Annotated in this window: 17 protein-coding genes and 1 pseudogene; 6 read left to right on the forward strand and 12 right to left on the reverse strand. The window is 45.2% G+C overall.

The window, feature by feature from the left end; all coding sequences use genetic code 11:
- The first annotated feature begins 215 nt into the window (after positions 1 to 215).
- Positions 216 to 872 carry a hypothetical protein gene (locus tag R8O10_RS05585; protein WP_005374025.1) on the forward strand — a complete coding sequence of 219 codons (657 nt, stop codon included), beginning with the start codon at positions 216 to 218 and terminating at the stop codon, positions 870 to 872.
- On the opposite strand, the gene R8O10_RS05590 is transcribed toward R8O10_RS05585, so the two are convergent.
- Positions 862 to 1,704 carry a YdcF family protein gene (locus tag R8O10_RS05590; RefSeq protein WP_054579234.1) on the reverse strand — a complete coding sequence of 281 codons (843 nt, stop codon included), beginning with the start codon at positions 1,702 to 1,704 and terminating at the stop codon, positions 862 to 864. The two genes, R8O10_RS05585 and R8O10_RS05590, sit on opposite strands and share 11 nt — an antisense overlap.
- Before the next feature lie 131 nt (positions 1,705 to 1,835).
- On the opposite strand from R8O10_RS05590, the gene R8O10_RS05595 reads away from it, so the two are divergent.
- Positions 1,836 to 3,206: an L-serine ammonia-lyase gene (locus R8O10_RS05595; protein ID WP_005374028.1), complete on the forward strand. Its 1,371-nt coding sequence runs from the start codon at positions 1,836 to 1,838 to the stop codon at positions 3,204 to 3,206.
- Positions 3,207 to 3,327: 121 nt separating this feature from the next.
- Here R8O10_RS05595 and R8O10_RS05600 read toward each other — a convergent pair whose 3' ends face one another.
- Entirely contained in the window at positions 3,328 to 3,564 is a 237-nt protein-coding gene (locus R8O10_RS05600) for a hypothetical protein (protein ID WP_054579233.1), read from the reverse strand.
- 248 nt (positions 3,565 to 3,812) lie between these two features.
- Between R8O10_RS05600 and R8O10_RS05605 the strand changes: the two genes are divergently transcribed.
- Positions 3,813 to 4,688 carry a LysR family transcriptional regulator gene (locus R8O10_RS05605; protein ID WP_005384388.1) on the forward strand — a complete coding sequence of 292 codons (876 nt, stop codon included), beginning with the start codon at positions 3,813 to 3,815 and terminating at the stop codon, positions 4,686 to 4,688.
- A gap of 68 nt (positions 4,689 to 4,756) precedes the next feature.
- On the opposite strand, the gene R8O10_RS05610 is transcribed toward R8O10_RS05605, so the two are convergent.
- The 5 genes from R8O10_RS05610 to R8O10_RS05630 form a co-directional block, all read right to left on the reverse strand.
- Entirely contained in the window at positions 4,757 to 5,626 is an 870-nt protein-coding gene (locus tag R8O10_RS05610; RefSeq protein WP_115386473.1) for a LysR substrate-binding domain-containing protein, read from the reverse strand.
- Between the two features lie 136 nt (positions 5,627 to 5,762).
- Positions 5,763 to 6,743, reverse strand: a complete 981-nt coding sequence (locus R8O10_RS05615) for an OmpA family protein (protein ID WP_065275126.1) — start codon at positions 6,741 to 6,743, stop codon at positions 5,763 to 5,765.
- 455 nt (positions 6,744 to 7,198) lie between these two features.
- A complete protein-coding gene (locus R8O10_RS05620; RefSeq protein WP_115386472.1) occupies positions 7,199 to 8,323 on the reverse strand; it encodes a M14-type cytosolic carboxypeptidase in 1,125 nt (374 codons plus the stop codon).
- 113 nt (positions 8,324 to 8,436) lie between these two features.
- Positions 8,437 to 9,837, reverse strand: a complete 1,401-nt coding sequence (locus R8O10_RS05625; protein ID WP_115386471.1) for an FAD-dependent oxidoreductase — start codon at positions 9,835 to 9,837, stop codon at positions 8,437 to 8,439.
- A 218-nt stretch (positions 9,838 to 10,055) separates the two neighbouring features.
- A complete protein-coding gene (locus R8O10_RS05630; RefSeq protein WP_064369428.1) occupies positions 10,056 to 10,415 on the reverse strand; it encodes a DUF3316 domain-containing protein in 360 nt (119 codons plus the stop codon).
- 412 nt (positions 10,416 to 10,827) lie between these two features.
- Between R8O10_RS05630 and R8O10_RS05635 the strand changes: the two are divergent.
- Positions 10,828 to 11,755: pseudogene (locus tag R8O10_RS05635) on the forward strand (VirK/YbjX family protein).
- Positions 11,756 to 11,767: 12 nt separating this feature from the next.
- Entirely contained in the window at positions 11,768 to 12,319 is a 552-nt protein-coding gene (locus tag R8O10_RS05640) for an outer membrane beta-barrel protein (protein ID WP_085569210.1), read from the forward strand.
- Between the two features lie 68 nt (positions 12,320 to 12,387).
- On the opposite strand, the gene R8O10_RS05645 is transcribed toward R8O10_RS05640, so the two are convergent.
- From R8O10_RS05645 to R8O10_RS05665, 5 genes are all read right to left on the reverse strand, one after another.
- Positions 12,388 to 13,293 (reverse strand): EamA family transporter, encoded by a 906-nt coding sequence (locus tag R8O10_RS05645; protein ID WP_085569211.1) that lies wholly within the window; start codon positions 13,291 to 13,293, stop codon positions 12,388 to 12,390.
- Positions 13,294 to 13,359: 66 nt separating this feature from the next.
- On the reverse strand, positions 13,360 to 14,064 hold the full coding sequence (gene phnR, locus R8O10_RS05650) for a phosphonate utilization transcriptional regulator PhnR (protein ID WP_005442366.1): 705 nt from the start codon (positions 14,062 to 14,064) through the stop codon (positions 13,360 to 13,362).
- Positions 14,065 to 14,073: 9 nt separating this feature from the next.
- Positions 14,074 to 15,798, reverse strand: coding sequence for a putative 2-aminoethylphosphonate ABC transporter permease subunit (locus R8O10_RS05655; RefSeq protein ID WP_318191187.1), 1,725 nt, complete (start codon positions 15,796 to 15,798; stop codon positions 14,074 to 14,076).
- A gap of 8 nt (positions 15,799 to 15,806) precedes the next feature.
- On the reverse strand, positions 15,807 to 16,913 hold the full coding sequence (locus R8O10_RS05660; RefSeq protein WP_318191188.1) for a putative 2-aminoethylphosphonate ABC transporter ATP-binding protein: 1,107 nt from the start codon (positions 16,911 to 16,913) through the stop codon (positions 15,807 to 15,809).
- Positions 16,914 to 17,173: 260 nt separating this feature from the next.
- Complete coding sequence (locus R8O10_RS05665) at positions 17,174 to 18,184, reverse strand: putative 2-aminoethylphosphonate ABC transporter substrate-binding protein (protein ID WP_318191189.1); 1,011 nt, start codon at positions 18,182 to 18,184, stop codon at positions 17,174 to 17,176.
- Positions 18,185 to 18,450: 266 nt separating this feature from the next.
- Here R8O10_RS05665 and phnW point away from each other — a divergent pair, with 266 nt between their 5' ends.
- Positions 18,451 to 19,554: a 2-aminoethylphosphonate--pyruvate transaminase gene (gene phnW, locus R8O10_RS05670; protein WP_318191190.1), complete on the forward strand. Its 1,104-nt coding sequence runs from the start codon at positions 18,451 to 18,453 to the stop codon at positions 19,552 to 19,554.
- Positions 19,555 to 19,566 lie beyond the last annotated feature (12 nt).

Consider the following 19,566-nt stretch of genomic DNA (forward strand, 5'->3'; position numbering starts at 1 on the left):
CTTAGGAGCCTTTGGGCTCCTTTTTTATTTGATTTATCAAAGTGTTCTTACGTTGTTTTTACATATCTCTGACTTTACCGCACATCGACCCTATATCGAACAGTGTTCTATTCTTGACATTCCCCTGACATAACTTTCCACTTGGACAATAAAATTCCAAACACAGATCACACTAATTCACATTTCTTCCACATTTTCTGGGACAGGTGAGCAAGATGAAAACACAAATAGTAAAAGAAGCCGAGTCAGCCCCAAGCAACGTTGTTACTGAAAAATCAAAGCGCATTATTTATAAATCGAGTTTAAACGCCTTGATGATTGTCGCTATAAGTATTCTCGTTAACCTTAGTCTTCGTCTTGATTATGTCGTGTTGGGATCAAGCCTTGGCGAGCTTTCCGTTACAGAAACGCTCCAGCTTGTGATGCTTGCTATTGCATCATGGTCGTTTTTCAGCTTATCGAAACAACAGCCTCAGCTAAAGCATGCGGCTATTTTGATTGCAGGATTTTTTGCAGTACTGATTATTCGCGAAACGGACTATTGGACAGACATGATTCATCATGGCTCTTGGGTTTTCCCAGCACTTGCTGTCACCGCACTGGCTTGCGCCAAAGCTTACCAAGGTGGTAAAGGTACCATGAACGAAATGGCGACCATTTTAACGGTGCCACATATGAAGCTATTAGTTGGTGCTGTAATGCTATTATTAGTCTTCTCTCGTTTGTATGGTATGGGTAGTTTTTGGCAACAAGTGATGGACGAAAATTACATCCGTGATGTTAAAAATATCTCAGAAGAAGGTATAGAACTGCTTTGCTACTGTTTGATCGCATTAAGCGCCGTCCGCACAAAACGCGAGCTTAATGAATAGACTCTGGGTCAAAGCGACGGTTCAATGCCGTCAGTATCGGATGGAAGATACTTAATGCCTTTTCCGCAGCACCTACAGATTCATCCAAGGCCGTCATTTCGACGGCCTTTTTCATTTCTTCAATATGTTGCAAAGCCTCTTTATCGAGCGGTAAAGAGAGCAATTTGTGAATAGTATCTCTTGCGATCATAAGTGGCTTTTTTCGGACAATTGATAAATCTCGGAAAAATACGCCATGCTTGACCCCTTCTAAATAAACTCGGTAGGTTGTGAGTTCATCGAGTAGCAAGAATGTGTCCGCCATAAGCCCTTTATGTGGGTATGGCACGCTAATATGTTTGCTGATATCCAGTGGAATATTGAGGGTCACCCCCATGGATTCGCAATCGGATTTAAGTACTCGTAATAAGCCTTGCTCATCCATCAAATTCTGGATATCAATGATTCGTTCGAGGTGGTAGTCATTAGACAGCAAGATAACCTCAACCGGATGCCCCAACCATAACTCGAACAACCCACTTTTGCACAAAACTTGGGAAACATAACGCATGTTTTGAAACGTGTTCAACGACTCCGTTTCTAAGAGTATATGACGTTCAGGGAACGGATTCACAGAGTCTGCGTTTAGGGTTCTAAAATACGCGTACATCGCCTCTGCTTCAGAAACACTTTGTCCTTGCGTTACTCCGCCACAAAAAACAATCACCGTTCGCTCTATCGGTAGTGATGCAGTCCTACAAGACAAAGCTTCGACTCTGGTTATGCCCTCAGAGGTCAACCTGTTATTGACGAGGCGTTTACCTAAAACGATGACGATGTTGTCTAACTTCATTTTAAAATCTCGCGCTTAGTTGGCAGTGTTACAAAAATCTTCTTTCACTCCCGACCCACAAGCTTTAACATCTAGTTAACAACACTGTTCTAGAGACCTTTATAAAGGTTCACTGCTAAAGGAAGTCAATTATGCTGTCGATTTTCGATATATTTAAAATTGGTGTCGGGCCATCCAGCTCCCACACTAATGGTCCTATGCTTGCCGGATTCCATTTCACTCAGCTAGTTAGCGACTCTATGGCGAAAGTGCATCGGGTGCAAGTGGACCTTTATGGCTCATTGTCACTGACAGGTCGAGGGCACCATACAGACCGAGCCACGGTCCTTGGTTTGATGGGAAATAAACCTGATACCATCAAAATGAGCAGTGCCAAAAGTGCGCTACAAAATACCATAGACAATAATACGCTCATGCTCGCCGGTACACACCAGATTGAGTTTAGCTACGACCATGACATCGTCTTTCATAGCGACAACCTTCCCCTGCATGAAAATGGTATGACGATTACGGCATTAGACGCAGCTGGAGATCAAGTAGCGTTTGAAATTTATTACTCCATTGGGGGCGGATTCATCGCCACCGCCGACGAACTAGAGAACGGCACGCAGCAAAATGAGGTCGCAGTACCATTTCCGTTTACATCCGCAGATGAGATGCTGGAAAAAGCCGAGACGAACGGTTTCAGCTTGGGAGGCATGATCCTCCAAAACGAACTCGCATTTCGCTCAGACGAAGAAATTAACCAAAGAGCAGAGCAAATTTGGAAAGTGATGTCGCTCTGCATGCAACGTGGCTTCGATACGGAAGGGATTTTGGAAGGTGGTCTAAATGTCACTCGTCGAGCACCAAACCTTTTGAAAAAGCTCGAAGCCAACGCTGCAGTTGAAAACGATCCGATGGAGATCATGGATTGGATCAATCTCTTCGCCTTTGCGGTTAGTGAAGAAAATGCAGCAGGAGGGCAAGTCGTCACTTCTCCAACGAATGGTGCAGCAGGGGTGATTCCGGCGGTATTGATGTACTACCATCGCTTCATCAAAGAGCTCGATGTTAAACAGCTAAAAGACTTTCTCGCAGTCGCCGGCGCTATCGGCATCTTATATAAAACTAACGCGTCAATTTCTGGTGCAGAAGTGGGGTGTCAGGGAGAAGTTGGGGTTTCTTCATCCATGGCTGCCGCTGGCTTAACAGCGCTAAGAGGGGGCAGTAACGAGCAGATTTGTATTGCTGCGGAAATTGCGATGGAGCATTCATTGGGTATGACTTGTGACCCGATTGGCGGCTTGGTTCAAGTACCTTGTATTGAAAGAAATGCCATGGGAGCAATGAAAGCGATTAATGCATCGCGTATGGCATTAAAGCGCACAAGTAAATGTTTAATTTCTTTAGATAAAGTTATCGAAACCATGTATCAGACTGGTAAAGATATGAATAAAAAATACCGTGAAACCTCTTTGGGGGGCTTAGCTGTCATTCATATGGCACCGCCATGCGAATAATGGCAGGTGGTCATTGCGCTTAGCTTCTCACCATACGCTTATCTGGTAATTATGATCTGATGATATTACATATAGAAATGCCGCGTTCTTCGCGGCATTTTCTTAACAAGAAACTATTCGATTAATCACGTCGACCACGAAGTTCAATTTTTTGAGTTGCAGCATCCGAATGGATTGTTACACCGCCATAGGCCATTTCATTGCGACCCTTCAGCGTCAATTGAGAATCTGAACGCTCTACGTCAACCTGATTTTTCGTTGCCATCGTCATATCAATCGTGCCCGTGTATGACCCATCACCAGCAAATGCTACGTTTGTTGAGCAAACCATCAAAACAAGTGCGATTAGTTTTTTCATACATCACCTCTATTATCGTTCTTACTTTCTGTCGGTGGAAAAACTGTAACAACAGAAACGCGCTCATACGAGGAAAGCCATTATTTACCAAATGGAAATCCATGCTAATAAACTGATGTAACCAAGAATAACTTATCGTTACCTTCAATAAATCAGGGATAAGGCAGCAACTTAAATTGACCGAGCGTTGTCTTTTCTTAAGAAATTCAGCGATATGATTTGTCGACAAAAGCCAAGCGAGACAATGTATGAGCGTTAATCTGGATATTCAAAATATTTTGGTATTAAAACGGATGTATGAGTTACGTAACGTCCGGTTAGTCGCAGAATCACTCGGTAAAACGTCAGGAGCAATCAGCAAAAATCTGACAAAGATGAAAACTCAGCTCAATGATCCGCTATTCGTTCAGACCAAAAATGGCTTTGAACCAACAGCTTTTGTGGAAGCGAACATTGCGCATTTTGAGCAAATAATCAACAGTATTGATTCCATCAAACCACAGCATTTTTCACCAGCTCATTTTGACGGTTCAATCACTATTTATGCCAACACATTGTTTTGGGAGTACTTTGGTGACAAGTTTTACTTGGAGTTACTAAAGCACGCCCCAAACGCAAAATTCTCATGTTTGCGCTGGGGTAGCGAAGCAAAAAAACGATTAATTGACGGTGAAAACGCCATTGCGATTCATTACTTTGATGAAGATCTGCCACAGTCAATTGTTCAGACCGAACTAGGGCGAGGAAAAGCGGTATTTTTTGTTCGACAAGATCATCCCGCTCAAAACTCCCAAGAACTAGAAGAATACCCTTTTATACTTTTTAAAACGCCGGGATGGAACGACTACCGATACCCAGTGTTGGAAAGGCTCAAACATATGGGTTTTAGAACCACACCTAAAGTGGAAATTGAGCATCCAGCGATGATTCAAAAAGTGCTTCTGCAAACGAATCATTTTGGCATAACGATGAGTGGACATGTTCCTAAGGGTTGCCGGAGTATCGCGCTTCCTGCTGGGCTAGAGCTTGATGTTCGCTACGTGATGAGCTGTCGTCGCTCTCAACAGCAAGCTCCGGTAAATCAGTGGTTATTAGATGTCATTAAGCATGTCGCTCAGTCCTAGACTGATGACTTGCTACTGCTAATAATAGCCAAACCACACATGCGCTCTACTTACTCGCTGAACGAACATTAAAGACTCTGTATTAACCATTGAGCAAAGGTGTTTACGTGTGATTTTTCGGATGCTCGAACCACCATATAATGTGCACCAGAACTTGGCATATGCCAATTTCCAGCCTGGACTAATACGCCCTGTTGCAGCTCATCCTCAACAAGAAAGTCTCTTACCAGCAACACGCCAAGTTGATTAATCGCAGCATGAATAGCAAGCAATGAGTGTTCAAACTCGGCGACGACTTTGCTCACCTTCCCTTGGTAACCTTGGTGTGAAAGCCACTCTTGCCAAGATTCATGATAACCACTAGTACAGATTTTAGGCGCTTTAGCTAACTGCGAGAGGTCATTTATCGGGTTTAAATGCATAAAGCCGGGGCTTGCGACAACAATCCAGTTTTCTTGGGTTAATCGTATGGCTTCTTGCTCTTGCCAATCTCCATCTCCGTTAATAATTTCGATATCCGCAATCGCACTGGCGTTTGGAACTGTATTAGCAGTTGTCGAGACTTTAAAGGAAATGTCTGGGAATTGTCGCTGAAAATCAGCCAATCTTGGCATTAACCACTGAGAGCAAAAGCTGTGAGCGACATGTAAGTTAACTTGCGTATTCTTGGGACGAGTAAATAAATGCTGCGTCGTGGTCGATAATGTTTGAAGCACATGGTTAACCACAGGCCAGTATTCTTTTGCTGAGCTGGTCAGCGTAAGATGCGTACCCTTGCGCTCGAATAATGTTGCATTTAACTGCAGTTCTAGCGATTTCACCTGCTGACTGACGGCCGCACGGGTCACATTTAGCTCCTCTGCGGCTTTAGTGAAGCTCTGTAATCGCGCCGTGGCTTCAAACGCTCGGAGCAAATTAAGCGGCGGTAAACTTTGCATAACACTCTCCCAAACACTTGGCAGCCATGGTATGAACTGGTGATGACAAATTGATGAAAGTGCTGAGTTTGTTAAGCGGGATCAAAAAAGCCAGCGTGATACACGCTGGCTTTTGGAACTTTATCTTAAGCAGGAATTATTCTGCTTTCTCAGTGGTTTGGTATTCAAACGCAGGGACAACTACTTCAACACGACGGTTCATTTGACGACCTTGACGTGTTTCGTTGCTTGCTACTGGGTTAGCTTCACCCATGCCTTTCACTGTCATACGCTCAGCCGCAATACCTTTTGCTTGGAACTCGTCAGCAACGGCTTTCGCACGTTTTTCTGTGAGTTGCTTGTTGTAAGCAGCAGAACCTGTCGTATCGCTGTAACCCGTGATCTCAACTTGAGCTTGTGGGTAAGTATTCATCAAATCAACGGTACCAGAAAGGTTCGACGCGTCTTTCACTTCTGCACTTTCTAAGTCGAATTGTACTGTCGCTGTTGTTTGAGCAGGGTAAACGTGATCTACAATGCGGGTTGCAGGACGTGCTTCTACCACCTCTTCAACGGCTTTTTCTTGAACGACTGGCTCAGAACCAAACTTGTAGTTGAAACCGATACCGAAGAAATCTGAATCCATGTCTTCAATTACATCATCAGACATATCTTGGTAGCGTTGGTATTCAGCACGTAGGCTCCAGTTGTAGTTGATTTGGTATTCAGCACCCAGAGAGCCAGTTGGTACGAAATCTTTCTCGTCACCAGCCATCATGTATGCAGCACCAACTTTCGCGAATAGATTCCAAGAATCCGTTAGTGGTAGGTTGAACTTAGGAGCTAGAGTTAGTGCCCATAGGTCACCGTCAACTGTGTTTAGGCCAGGCTTTTTGAAGTTTGCAGTGAAGTCACCAAGGTAATCAACACCATACTCTGCTGCAACGTACTTGTTGAAGCTGTAGCCTAAGTGCATAGATGCTGCAAAACTGTCGTCGTCACAAGGTTCGTTTAGGTAACACGCATCGTTTAGAGAGTTGTAACCTATTTTACCGCCCATGTAAGTGTCAGCAAGTGCAACGTTTGAGATCACACCACCAGCAAGTACAGTAGCCACTGCTATAGCGATTTTTTTCATTATTCTTTTCCTTTTTCTTGTACACAAAGCAACACATCGCGGCAGCATACTGCCGTAAAATATGAAGCCGTAACTTTCTCTTTTCTTCGAATAGAAATAGCTAAATAGCGTAGGAAAGAATCAAAAATGATATTCAAACGCCAATGACGTAAAACGGAAAAAGGTAACCTCAAGACCATCTATTCATGAGCTTCATCCGCATACCCAACCGAAAAATAAAGTTCGTTGCGTTGGTTTAGCCATAGTCAATTCGTTGCGGAAAATATCACAAAGAAGCCAACTTTCTGTGACGCAAATCACCATAAAAAGCCACTTTCTCAAATTTAAGAATCATCATTTAAGCTTGTGAATGGCAACAAATTTTTACAGGGGAGCGTGGATATGGAGAGCACAAAAAAACAGCTCATTTAAAATGAGCTGTTTTCGAAATAATGAAAAAGCGTTAACTCGTCGCGCTAAATTTTATCCGCTACGGTTAACGTTGCAGCTAATACATCTTGTCCAAACAAGACACTACGCTCAGGAGACCAACCGTAAAGTGGATCTGGGTGATTGTTGTTATCTTTAAATGGCATTTCGATTGTGTAAGACAAGCATTTGAACTGCTCTGCAACCCAATTTGAACCCACAGTCAAATTCGCTTTACCACGCTCATCTTTATCGTAACCAATCTCATCTTGGAACTCTGGCGTAATAGTCAATAACGCTTGCTTAAATGATGCCTCTAAAGCGGCAAGATTTTCATCGTAAGAAGGAATACCTTCTGAGCCAGCGACGAAGTTATACGGAATCGCTTCATCGCCATGGATATCTAAAAACATGTCAACACCCGTTTCCAGCATGCGCTGACGCACAAGGTAGACTTCTGGGCTCTTTTCCATTGATGGCGTTTGCCATTCACGATTTAGGTTTACACCTACTGCGTTGGTACGCAAGTGACCGCGAATACCACCGTCTGGGTTCATATTTGGTACGACGTAAAGCACCGCTTTTTCAAGCAATGCACGCGCAACCGTGTCGTTTTCATCTAACAGACGTTGGATCATACCTTCCATGAACCATTCCGCCATTGTCTCACCTGGGTGCTGACGTGCAATCATCCAGATTTTCTTTTTGCCTTCTTCTGGCTCACCGAAAGTAAGCAAGCTCATGTCATTGCCATCTAGCGTATGACCAAGCGTCTCTAGTTGGCAGTGGTGCGCGCTTTGTGCCATGTGTAACAAGTCTAAATGACGATCGTACGTGTATGGCGCAAAGTACGCGAAGTAAATTGAGCTGCGCTCAGGGATTACAGTGAAAGTCAGCGTGTCGCCATCGAACTCTGCCGGTAGTCGGAACCATTCTTCACGATCGTAAGACGCAACCACATCGTAACCTTGCCATCCTTCTGGATAAGCCGATTTAGCCAAATCAAGCAATTTGATGGTGTGTGATTGCTCGACTTCTGTCTCAAGACGGAAGTGGAACCACTGGTAGAATTCCGACATATTGTCGTTAGGAATTTTGAGTTGGATGTCGTTTTTGTCGTCCGCTTTCACTACGTGAATGCTGCCGCTATCGAAGTTGCTGAATACTTTCATTTTATGACTCACCTTTTAAATCTGAGCTTGAAAGACAGAGGCTAACACAAGGCTTCATCGCGCCCCAATGACTTTCACTGCAAACTGTCTCGTTTGTGGCTAAAGTCTTCAGTTTAGTCAAGCTTATCCGCTTTACCTGCTGGTCCTGCAAGTTTTGCTAGCCACTTATCCCAGATAAACGGCGTTTTCTCGTTATCTTCTGCTTCCTCTTTTCGACGTACCGCGTTGCGCACTATCATAGCCCCGGTCCAGCGAAGCGGTTCTGGTGGGAAACACCCCAACGGTCCTTTGGCTAAACCACTGTTCGTCCACTCGTTATCGATTCCCAATATCAATGAAGATAGGATCTTTCCGCCCATGCGAGTCTGCGCTACACCATTGCCTGAATAACCAAATCCGTAAAAGATATTGCTCTGTTTATCTAGATCGCCGAAAAAAGGGAAACCAGTAGCAGAACGATCAGAGCCCCCCGTCCATGAATAAGCAAACTCCTCGCCTCTCAAACGAGGAAACAACTTATCGAACGACTTACGCAGTAGACCTTGGTAGCGTGTTGGCTTGTTAAACATTGCGTCAACTTGGTTATTGAAAGAAAACTGATTGCCGCCTTTCCCCAACATCAAACGGCCATCTGGCGTATCTCGGTAATAGTGTACAAAAATACGAGAATCCAACACACTAGAACCTGCCTGCCAACCAGATTGAGGTAGTGCGTCACCAAGCGGCTTGGTGATCACCATGTCGGAAGAGACCACCACGATACTGTTTTTAAACTGTTTAAACTGCTCCACCATCCATGCGTTCAATGCCAACACCACCTGCTGCGCTTGAACATTTCCTTTAGGTGTACAGACAGTGGCAGGTTTTCCATAATCTAGACGCGTCATCGGCGTATTCTCATAGATTTCAACATCCAACTCCATTGCGACGCGTCTTAATCCTCTCGCCAATAAAGCAGGTTGAACGCTGGCTGCAACTGGAGAGTGAAAGCCTTCTATATTGCGCGGCGATCCCGCATTGGCACGCAGTTCCTCCACCGAGCAACGACGCCAACTGTTCACTTCTAATCGCTTTAACTCGTCCACAACTGGCTGCATTCCCCCAGTTTGAGCCTGATTGGTTGCAGTGTAATAAACCCCTTTCAACGATAATTGCGCATCGATGTTGTGCTGCTGACAAAAGTCGTCAATCTCTAGCACTGCTTGTTCCGACTCTTTTACCAACCAAGCAGCATGTTCTTCACCGAATAACCGTTTCAATGTCGGAAACTTTGTCGACCAAGTCAGCATACAACCGCCGTTTGCGCCCGATGCACCACTGCCACAAAGGCCTTTTTCAATCACGACTACCTTTTTTTCCGGAGATTGCTGCTTAATCATAATCGCGGTCCAAAGTCCGGTGTATCCGCCACCAACAATCGCAACGTCAGTATTAATGTTCTGCTGTAACGGTTGTGGCGTTTCTGGTTGCTCAGCTTCAATTGCCTGCTTGAACCAATATGAATGATGTGTCATCGGGTATCCTCGTTAGTGCGTTACATCCATTTCCGCAAACACTTTACAAACGATGATGACAATCAACGAGCAAGAAAATCTAACGCTGAGCGATAGAAAATGTTGCACTGAGAGTGTGCGAATTTTCGCTTCCAACAAAAACAAAATGGGGAGCTCGTGGCTCCCCAAAACAAACAGCAAAAATATTAGTGGTAAACAATTCGAGTCCGTCTTACTGGTTAATATTTACCGGTATCACGCATGCGGTACTCGTATTGAACATTGAGAATAGGCTGGTAAACAACTTGCCCGTCACTTTGCAAGAACTCATTTACCATGACTTTTGAGTCAGTGATAGAAAACGATTGGCGATCAACATACGTTGTAAGGCTCGTAAACTCATCACGGAGTTGTCCAGATGATTTATTTTGGTAGCTTTGGATCATGTCTCGGCCCATTTCATAAGCCGCTTGTTTGCTATCCATTACGTCGCCATGGATAGTTTCGGTATCGTTTGTCCAATGATAACCACCAGCAAGAGCCATAGAAGGTGCAGCAATCAGAGCAATCGTACTTGCTAAAGTTGTTAAGCGTTTCATAAACCTCTCCTTACTTACCTTTACATCGGGCCAAAATTGGCTCGATACTTATAAGGTACGTATAAAGACCTAAAACACGTCAAAACAATTTCAAATAATGTTCAATTTTCGTTCAACTTATTTCACATTAACTTAGCAACTCAACGTCATATTCAGCCGACATTCGCATTTTCTTCCTTTTGAACAATGGGTTTCAACCTGACATTTCCTTACCAAACCATACAATACCTAAGGTCAATTTTCTCTTAGAATTCCAGCAAAAGAACAGTGTTCAAAACCTTACAAAAACGTCGGACACAGCAAAAACCACCTCTTTTCAGTCGTGCTTTGCATTCCTCCTTTTCGGGTTCTTCGCTGCTCGTCCGTCGGTTCTTAATTGTCGCTATTGAGCACAAGTTAATCTGGAGTGAAAATGACCGCGAACAAATCTATTTTTTACCATAGCCAATCGATTTACTCAGATGATTATGCTGATGTCTACAAGCCAATTTGGACCTACAGAGCTAAGTTCATCTTACGTGCGCTTTATTACAAACGTGCATTTAAGCACCTTTCAAACAATATTGAATCGTCATTGTTAGAGTTGCTTTGTACACGTACGCATCGGTTTTTAGAGAAACCGTTTCGTCCGTATATCATCAAAAACAACTCAGCGTTCGATCGTTCTAACTTGGTAGTTGATCACTATAAAACTATTTCAGAACTGTTTTCTAAACAAACAATCGAAGAAATCTACACAGACTCGAAAGGCCTAACATTAGCCTCTTTTGAAATTGACGAAATACTGTACTCGGTGAGATTAGTATACGAAGCACGTTATCAAAAAGAAGGCGACATGAGCCTAGTGCTGCACAGCGCTGAAGATGGCAACTTCTACACGCTCTCTTTTACGCTAGGTCACATCGAATCTGGACGCAGCATTATGATTGGAGGCTTACAAGGACCGCGAAGCAGTGAAGAAAACAACGCGAAAATTAAAAAGCTAACTCGTAAGCTTTACGGACAGAGACCAAAAAGCTTGATGGTGAGCTTGCTCACTTTGCTCGCACAAATTTGGGAAGTAAATACGATTCTAGCGGTGAAAACGCAGTCCCATACTTACGCAGCTAAACGTTACAGCAAAGGGCGAATAAAAACGGATTACGATGCACTCTGGCAAGAATTGGGCGGCACCGAATACAATCGTCATTTTTTACTCAATTGATGTAAATGCACCCCGTAGAGATATCGAAGGCATGTCGCGCTCTAAGCGTTCGATGTATCGTCGCCGTTATGAATGGCTAGACAACACCAAGGTCACTTTCGAACAAATATTAAAAGGCGAGCAAGCTAAAAGCTAAGGAGAAGCGTTCATGCGTTATTCATTCATTACTGCTTTAGTGTTGTCGGCTTTTTCTTTGTCAGCCAATGCAGAAACCAGTGAGCACATCATAGGTACAAACATTGGCTATGGCGATGTGAACTACGATGCTCCGACAAGCAAAGAATCAGGCGACATGTTCTTAGGTGAAATATATTACCGCTACATGCCAACACATAACTTTGGTATCGAAGCAGGTTATAAAGGCGCGTTTGACGGTATCGGCTCGATACTCGTGAGTCCGATTTCAGAAGTCACCGATACGAGCTTCTCCGGACCTCGCTTGAGTGGCTATGCTAGCTATCCTCTGGGTTCAGGTTTCGAACTGTACGGCAAGGCAGGTGTCACTCTCTACACTCTCGAATACACTTATAGAGTGAACGGTCAGAGCAAGAACATCGAACACTCAAGTGTCGGAGGTGAAGCGGCTGGCGGTATCGGCTGGAGCTATAAACACTTTGGTTTGAATGCAGAATATGTGTACTCAAAAAACAGCGATTTTGACTCTAGCGGCGTGATGTTTGGTGCGCAACTGCGTTTTTAAACAAGGCTTACAAGTTAATACAAAAGGCAGCGAGAGGCTCATTCGCTGCCTTTTTTCGTGAATATAGGTCAATACGCAAGCGCAAGAATGATCCCTGCCACAATCGAAGTAACGCCTAGCCCTCGCGTGAGATACCATTTCTCAGACAGAAAGCAAATCCCCATAAACAATCCAAACACGATGCTGATTTGCCTTAGTGCCACCACCAAACTCACGTTGTCTGTCATGGTCATAGAAAACAACACCAAGCCGTAGGTAGATGCCATCATTACCCCTGCCATGCTAGCTGTTTTGCGGATCTGCCACGCAGTCTTAATCTCATCTGGCTTGCCCGTAACTAAGCACCATACAAGGGCTGGAATACCAATTGCCCAAAACTGCACGCCCAAGTAGAAGATCGCACTGTACTGATCATTCAAGATCTCTGATGCTTGTCCTGTGAGTAAACTCAGCGCTTCTTTGTCGACCACCGAGTAACCCGTTGTGCCTATTGCAGCAATCAATGCCCAGAACACACCAACGTTCAAATAAGAGCCCAATGTCATCTGACGAAAATTCGTCAGTGGTACCAGCATACAACCAAGGGTTATCAGCAAGAATCCAAGCCACTGCTGACTGGATAATTCATGCCCTAATGCCACACTGATTGCGCCGACCATCATCACAGGCAACGCCCGAGCAATGGGATAAACCACCCCCACGTCAGCGTGCTTATAAGCGACAATCAAGCCAACCAGATAAACCATTTGTGAAATGCCGCTAATGAACAGCAACCCCCAAAACTCACTCGGTAATGATGTCCAGCCAATGGTTGCCAAATACCAAATCAAATAAGGGGTAAGAATGAAACATGCAGAAAAGCTGGCCGCCATAGTAAACGCGAGTCCAGAGCCTGAGTTGCTTTTACCAAGGATATTCCAACCCGCATGGAGAACAGCAGAAAAAACGACGAGACCAATCGCCAACAAATCCATTTCAATGTTCCTGTCTGAATAAAATAAAGGCCCCGAGATGGAGCCTTAGATAATGAGAAAATCCACTTAACGATTGAGTTCCGCAAGAGATTCAATGCTGATGGCATCGTGTCGCCAATACTCGATATCGCAATCAATCAACTCACCGTGTTGGTTGTAGTTGATGCGCTCCACTACCATCGCGGGCGTACCGGCTGTCGCACGCAGTGCCTGAGCCATTTCACCCAATAAAGTGCTGGTTGAAATGCGGTAGCGAATCTTTTGATATGTCACGCCATAATGATCGCGGTAAATGTCCGTCAGTGAATTTGATAAATCGTAATCCAGCAGGTTCGGAAACAGCTCTGGACGAATGTAGTTTGTTACGAATACCACAGGTCTGTCTTCAAGGTATCGCACACGGTCGACTCGATACACATCCGAGAAAGGCTGCAAGTCCAGCAAGCGCGCGGCTTGTTTGTTTGCCAACGTCCCTTTTGCTGCGACCAACTCCGTTTTTGGCACACGATTTTGCGCTTTCGCCATGTTCGGGAAGTTCAGCGTTTGGGTTGGGTCGTAACGCAATGGCTCAGGTGAGATAAACCAACCTCGGCGATCTTCGCGATAGATTCGACCTTCCGCTTCTAGCAGTGATAAAGCTTCACGCAGAGTGACGCGTGTAGTATCGAACGACTCCGCCAACTTACGCTCTGCTGGCAGTTTTTGACGCGGCGATAGCATGCCCGCTTCAATCTGTTCAACAATCGAATCTTTAATTTTTACGTATTGCACGAAGTGTCCTTATCTTTTGCGCCAAGCTTGTGTGCGATTTTCTAACAATTTACCCAAAGTCATCTGAACAATCTTCGCAATTGCGGCAGCAATCATGATCATGACAGCCATTGCCGCTGCAGCGCCAGTTTGACCTGCATCATCCATATTCAGAATCGAGACCGAAGCCGGAATCGTATCGGTTGAGTAAAGGAATACTACCGCAGAAGTGGTGGTCAATGCATTAACAAACAAGTAAGTCGCAATGTCCAAAATCGCAGGTAAGCACACAGGTAATGTCACTTTAAAGAACAACTTGTATTGAGGAAGCTTCACCGATGCCGCAGTGGCTTCAATCTCCGATGGCAACTGCTTTAACGCTGTCAGGGCGGTCATGTGACCCACTGTGTAGTAATGCACTACCGTGTTAATTACCAAGAATGCCATGGTGCCATAAAGCACGTTCAGAGGATTGTTCGCATCGTTGAAGTAAAAGATGTAACCCAAGCCAAGCACCATACCCGGAACCGCCATTGGCACCACACTGAGCATTTGCATCACCTGACGAATTGGACCGAACGCACGCCCTTTCTCAATGCAGTAAGCACCGACAAAGATGATGGCTGTACCAATAACCGCTGTCCAACCTGCCAGTGTTAGCGAGTTGAAGAATGGGCTCCAACCGTAGGTGCTCATTTCAGCAAAGTTGTAGTTGTTTAGCGTCAGCGCTTTGTTCCAAGGCCAGAACGTCACTAACGAGCCATACACCGCCATGCCAAGCACAGCCAACACTGCGATAGAAATGATGCAGCAGTAAACCAAACAAATGCTGTCGCGCGCTTTATTAGGTTCTGGCTGATAAGGCACCGAGCGAGTGTCGAATAAGCTCTTTTGTTTTTTCTGTACCCAGCGGTCTGCGCCAAACGCCATTACCGCAGGGAATAACAACATAATGCTGGTCACCGCACCCATGGCAAAGTTTTGCTGTCCCACGACTTGCTTGAAGATGTCAGTCGCCAGAACGTTGTAGCTACCACCAATCACTTTCGGCACACCAAAGTCCGTGATAACTAGCGTAAAGACGACAATGAGCGTGCTGATCAAACCGTATTTCGCCGCAGGTAACGTCACCATAAAGAAAGTTTTGATGGGAGAGGTTTTAAGTGCACGAGCTGCTTCATACAAACGGGCATCTGAAGTACGCAGCGAAGTGGTCAAAATCATCAATGCATGAGGGAAGGTCCAGAAAATCAAACCCATCGAGATACCAATCACGCCATAAATCGAGTTTCCTAACAGCATCTCTTTAGCAATGCCTTGATTGCCGAAAAGGAAGATCAAACTGATCGCCGGCAACAACGAAGGCGCAAGGATCGGCGCAGTACCTAGAATTTGAAACAAACCTTTAAACGGCATGCATGAACGAGTCAGCGCGTAGGCATAGCCAAACGCAAGCGCACCCACTACCGAGGTCACAATCACGCCCAGAGTGAAGGTGTTGCCCACCGATACCCATAAGCTTGAAGAGGAAAAGTACGTCGCAAAGTTTGCCAAACCAACGAATTCGCCATTGGCATTTTGCACACTCTTGGTCAACATTGCCCAAAGCGGCATCAAGATGAACAGCACCATCATGGTCGACAAACCAGCGAGCAAACCAAACAACACAAGGTTGTCGCGGCTAACACGTCCGAGTAAGGATTTTGCTTTGTCTTGTGTGGTCAGGCTATTCATCGTCATTGTCTTCGCATCCATGTTTACACCTACGCTGCTAGCGCTTTATCAACCGAGGGCACGGCGTAACCATGCAGCCCTTCTTCAGCAAACTGGATGTAACGTACATCGCCCGCCTTGATATTGAGTTTTTGAACCGTTACCACAGGCACATCCACGACGATGGTTTTCGTTGAGCTGTCGTTTTGCAATACGCAATCAATGCGGAAAAACGCCCCTAGAAACTCGGTTGCCGTAACTCGCACAGGTAAAGAATTGGTGTAGTTTTCTACGAACTTGATGCTTTCAGGGCGCACCGCAAGGTCGAAGCGGTCACCTCGTTGAATCTTGCGATTGGTCAAGCTTGGCGCTGGCATCAGGGTTTCTGCAATTCGTACTTGGGAGTCCGTTGCGACTGAGGTTTCAATAAAGTTCATGCTGCCGACAAACTCAGCGACAAAGCGCGTTGCTGGTTGTTGGTAGATCTCTTGAGGTGTGCCGACTTGCTCAATCACGCCATGGTTCATCACCACAATGCGATCCGCCATCGACAATGCTTCGTCCTGATCGTGCGTAACCATGATGGTGGTGATGCCAAGCTTACGTTGCAGCTTACAAATCTCGTCACGTAAGTGAACACGTACTTTTGCATCCAGCGCTGACAGCGGCTCATCAAGTAGCAGTAGACCCGGAGACAACGCTAATGCGCGAGCGAGTGCTACACGCTGCTGTTGACCACCAGAAAGTTGGTTAGGGAATTTCTCGCCAGAGGTTGGAAGACCAATGGTTTCTAACCAGTAATCTACTTTCTCTAGCGCTTCTTTGGTCGACATACCTTGGTTCTTCAAACCCACTGCAATATTCTCTTGCACAGTTAGGTTCGGAAACAAAGCATAAGATTGGAATACGATGCCGAAATCGCGCTTCTCTGGTGGTAGGAATGTGGTCTCTTGACCGTTTTGAAAAATCGCACCAGACGTTGGCAAGTCTAAACCTGCAATGGCACGTAGCAGAGTGGTTTTACCGCAGCCAGAAGGACCAAGAAAACAAACGAACTCGCCCTTTTCAATCGCTAGCGAGATTTTCTTTAATGCAGTGAACTGTCCGAATTGCTTCACTACATTTTCGATATTTAGGTAATGTTGGTTAGTTGACATAACACACGCTCCAAATGGTATATACCAACTTTAGTTTTGGAGTGTTACGTTCCAATGACAAATTTATAGCCAGAAGATGACAAATAGATGAAGGGAGATGAGAGTGGTAATTAGAGATTCCCGACTTTCTTAAGTCCGTCATTCCAGCGAACCTAGGTGAGACTAGGAATCTACTTGCAGCAAACTCTGAAATAACAGAGAAAACAAAAAATCCACCTCAACCGAGGTGGATTTCAGCATTCAACTCAAAGCAAATTCAATTAAGATTTTGGCTCTGATTTCGCATCGAACTTCTCAGACCATGCTGCTAGAATCTCTGCACGCTTACTGCCCATTTGCGCGAAGTCCATCTTCGCCATGTTCTCTTGAACATTAGGGAAGTTAGACACAGTCGCTTTCACTTCTTTATGTGCAACCACCGGATACATTTCTACGTAAAGCTCGTTTGCTGCTTTAGAGATTGACCAGTCGACAACGCGCTTCGCTGAATCCGACTCTTTTACAAGACCAACGGCTTCTGATTCCCAGCCGATGCCTTTTGGTGTGATAACCGCTAGTGGCGCACCTTGTGTTTTCAGCTTCGCGCCGCGGCTCGCCATAGAAATACCGATAGCCACTTCACCCATACCCGCTTGAACACATGGCTTAGAGCCAGAGTGAGTGTAGTGTGCAATGTTCTTATCTAAGTCACGCATGTAGTTCCATGCCTGATCTTCACCCATGTTTTGTAGCCAAGCAGAAACCTGCATGTAGCCAGTGCCTGAAGACGCTGGGTTCGGCATTGCAATGTGACCTTTGTAAACCGGCTTCGTTAGGTCTTCCCAAGACGTTGGTTTCGGTAGGTTAAGTTGTTTCGCTACCGCTTCGTTGAAACAAACTGCGTTAAAGAACGCATCGTTACCGAACCAAGCTTGGTTTGATTGAGGGTCGTTTAGGTTCGCGTGCAGCTCTTCCAAACCTTTTGGTGTGTAAGGCTTAAGAAGACCTTCATCTTTAAGCAGTGCCATTGACGAGCCAGCAAGACCCCAAACCACTTCCGCTTGAGGGTTGTTCTTTTCGGCCAGCAATTTCGCCGTCATGATACCGGTTGAATCGCGAACCCACTTAATCTTGATATCTGGGTTATCTTTCTCAAACGCAGACTTGTATTTAGCAAGAATGTCAGTTTCGAAAGCGGTGTAAACCGTGACTTCCTGTGCTGCCATTGCATTCGTAGCTAGCAGAGAGACAAGTGCAGCCAGCGATCCTTTCATCAAACGGTTTTTCATCATTTTCTCCAGTTAATTTGGCTAAGTTTTCATTTGGTCTGTACCAGTTGACAATAACCACCCTACTGAGCCTTTATGACGAAATCATGACCATTAAATGGCAGTTTTACGAAAATTTGCGATGAATAATCGTTCAATTGATCCGCCATTTTCTGGATATTAAAGTTTTATGAAATTGGAGATTCGCCTATTTACTGCCCTTTTCTTCCTCGCTAGAGTGAACTCGAAATTTGGTGTAGACCAATTAGCCTATTCTGATGGAAATCGAGATGAAAAACGAATACCTACTACTGACTCCAGGTCCTCTATCTACTTCTGAAACAGTACGTGAAGCCATGCTAAAAGACTGGTGTACTTGGGATGATGAATACAACAAAGACATTGTAGAAGTGATCCGCACTAAGCTTGTAAAACTGGCGACGGAGCAAGACGGCTACACCAGCGTACTAATGCAAGGTAGCGGCACCGCATCAGTAGAAGCGACAATTGGCAGCGCCATTGGCAAAGATGGAAAGTTGTTGGTTGTCGACAACGGTGCGTATGGTGCACGTATCGCTCAGATCGCTGATTACCTAAATATTCCATGCCATGTAGTTTCCCCAGGCGAAACATCACAGCCACACTTGAACGAGGTGGAAACTGCATTGGCATCGGATCCTGCGATCACGCACGTGGCGATTGTTCACTGTGAGACAACCACTGGCATGCTGAATCCAATTGAGGCGTTTGCTTCTGCGGCAAAAGCACACGGTAAAGTGGTGATTCTCGATGCCATGTCGAGCTTTGGTGGCATTCCTATCGATATTGCTGAGCTAGGCATCGATTTTATGATCAGCTCAGCGAACAAATGTATCCAAGGCGTACCGGGTTTTGGCTTTGTGATTGCGAAACAAACTGAGCTCGAAAAGTGCCAAGGTCAGGCTCGCTCTTTGAGCCTTGATCTTTACGACCAGTGGCACTGCATGGAAGTTAACCACGGTAAATGGCGTTTTACGTCTCCTACACACACGGTTCGTGCTTTCTACCAAGCCTTGTTAGAGCTGGAACAAGAAGGCGGCATTGAATCTCGTCATCACCGTTACCAAACTAACCAGAAAACACTGGTTGCAGGTATGCGTTCTTTGGGGTTTGAGCCACTACTGAGTGATGACCTTCACTCGCCAATCATCACTTCTTTCTACTCTCCGACGCACAGTGATTACCAATTCAAAGCGTTCTACACGCGTTTGAAAGAGCAAGGTTTTGTGATTTATCCGGGTAAGGTATCAAACGCAGATTGCTTCCGTATCGGCAACATTGGCGAAGTTTATCCAGCAGATATCGAGCGCTTAATCGGTGCAATTGAAAAAGCAATGTACTGGCAAGTTGCTTAAAGCAGCCTTCTG

The sequence above is a fragment of the Vibrio sp. 1727 genome (assembly GCF_033344415.1).
Lineage (GTDB): Bacteria > Pseudomonadota > Gammaproteobacteria > Enterobacterales > Vibrionaceae > Vibrio > Vibrio alginolyticus.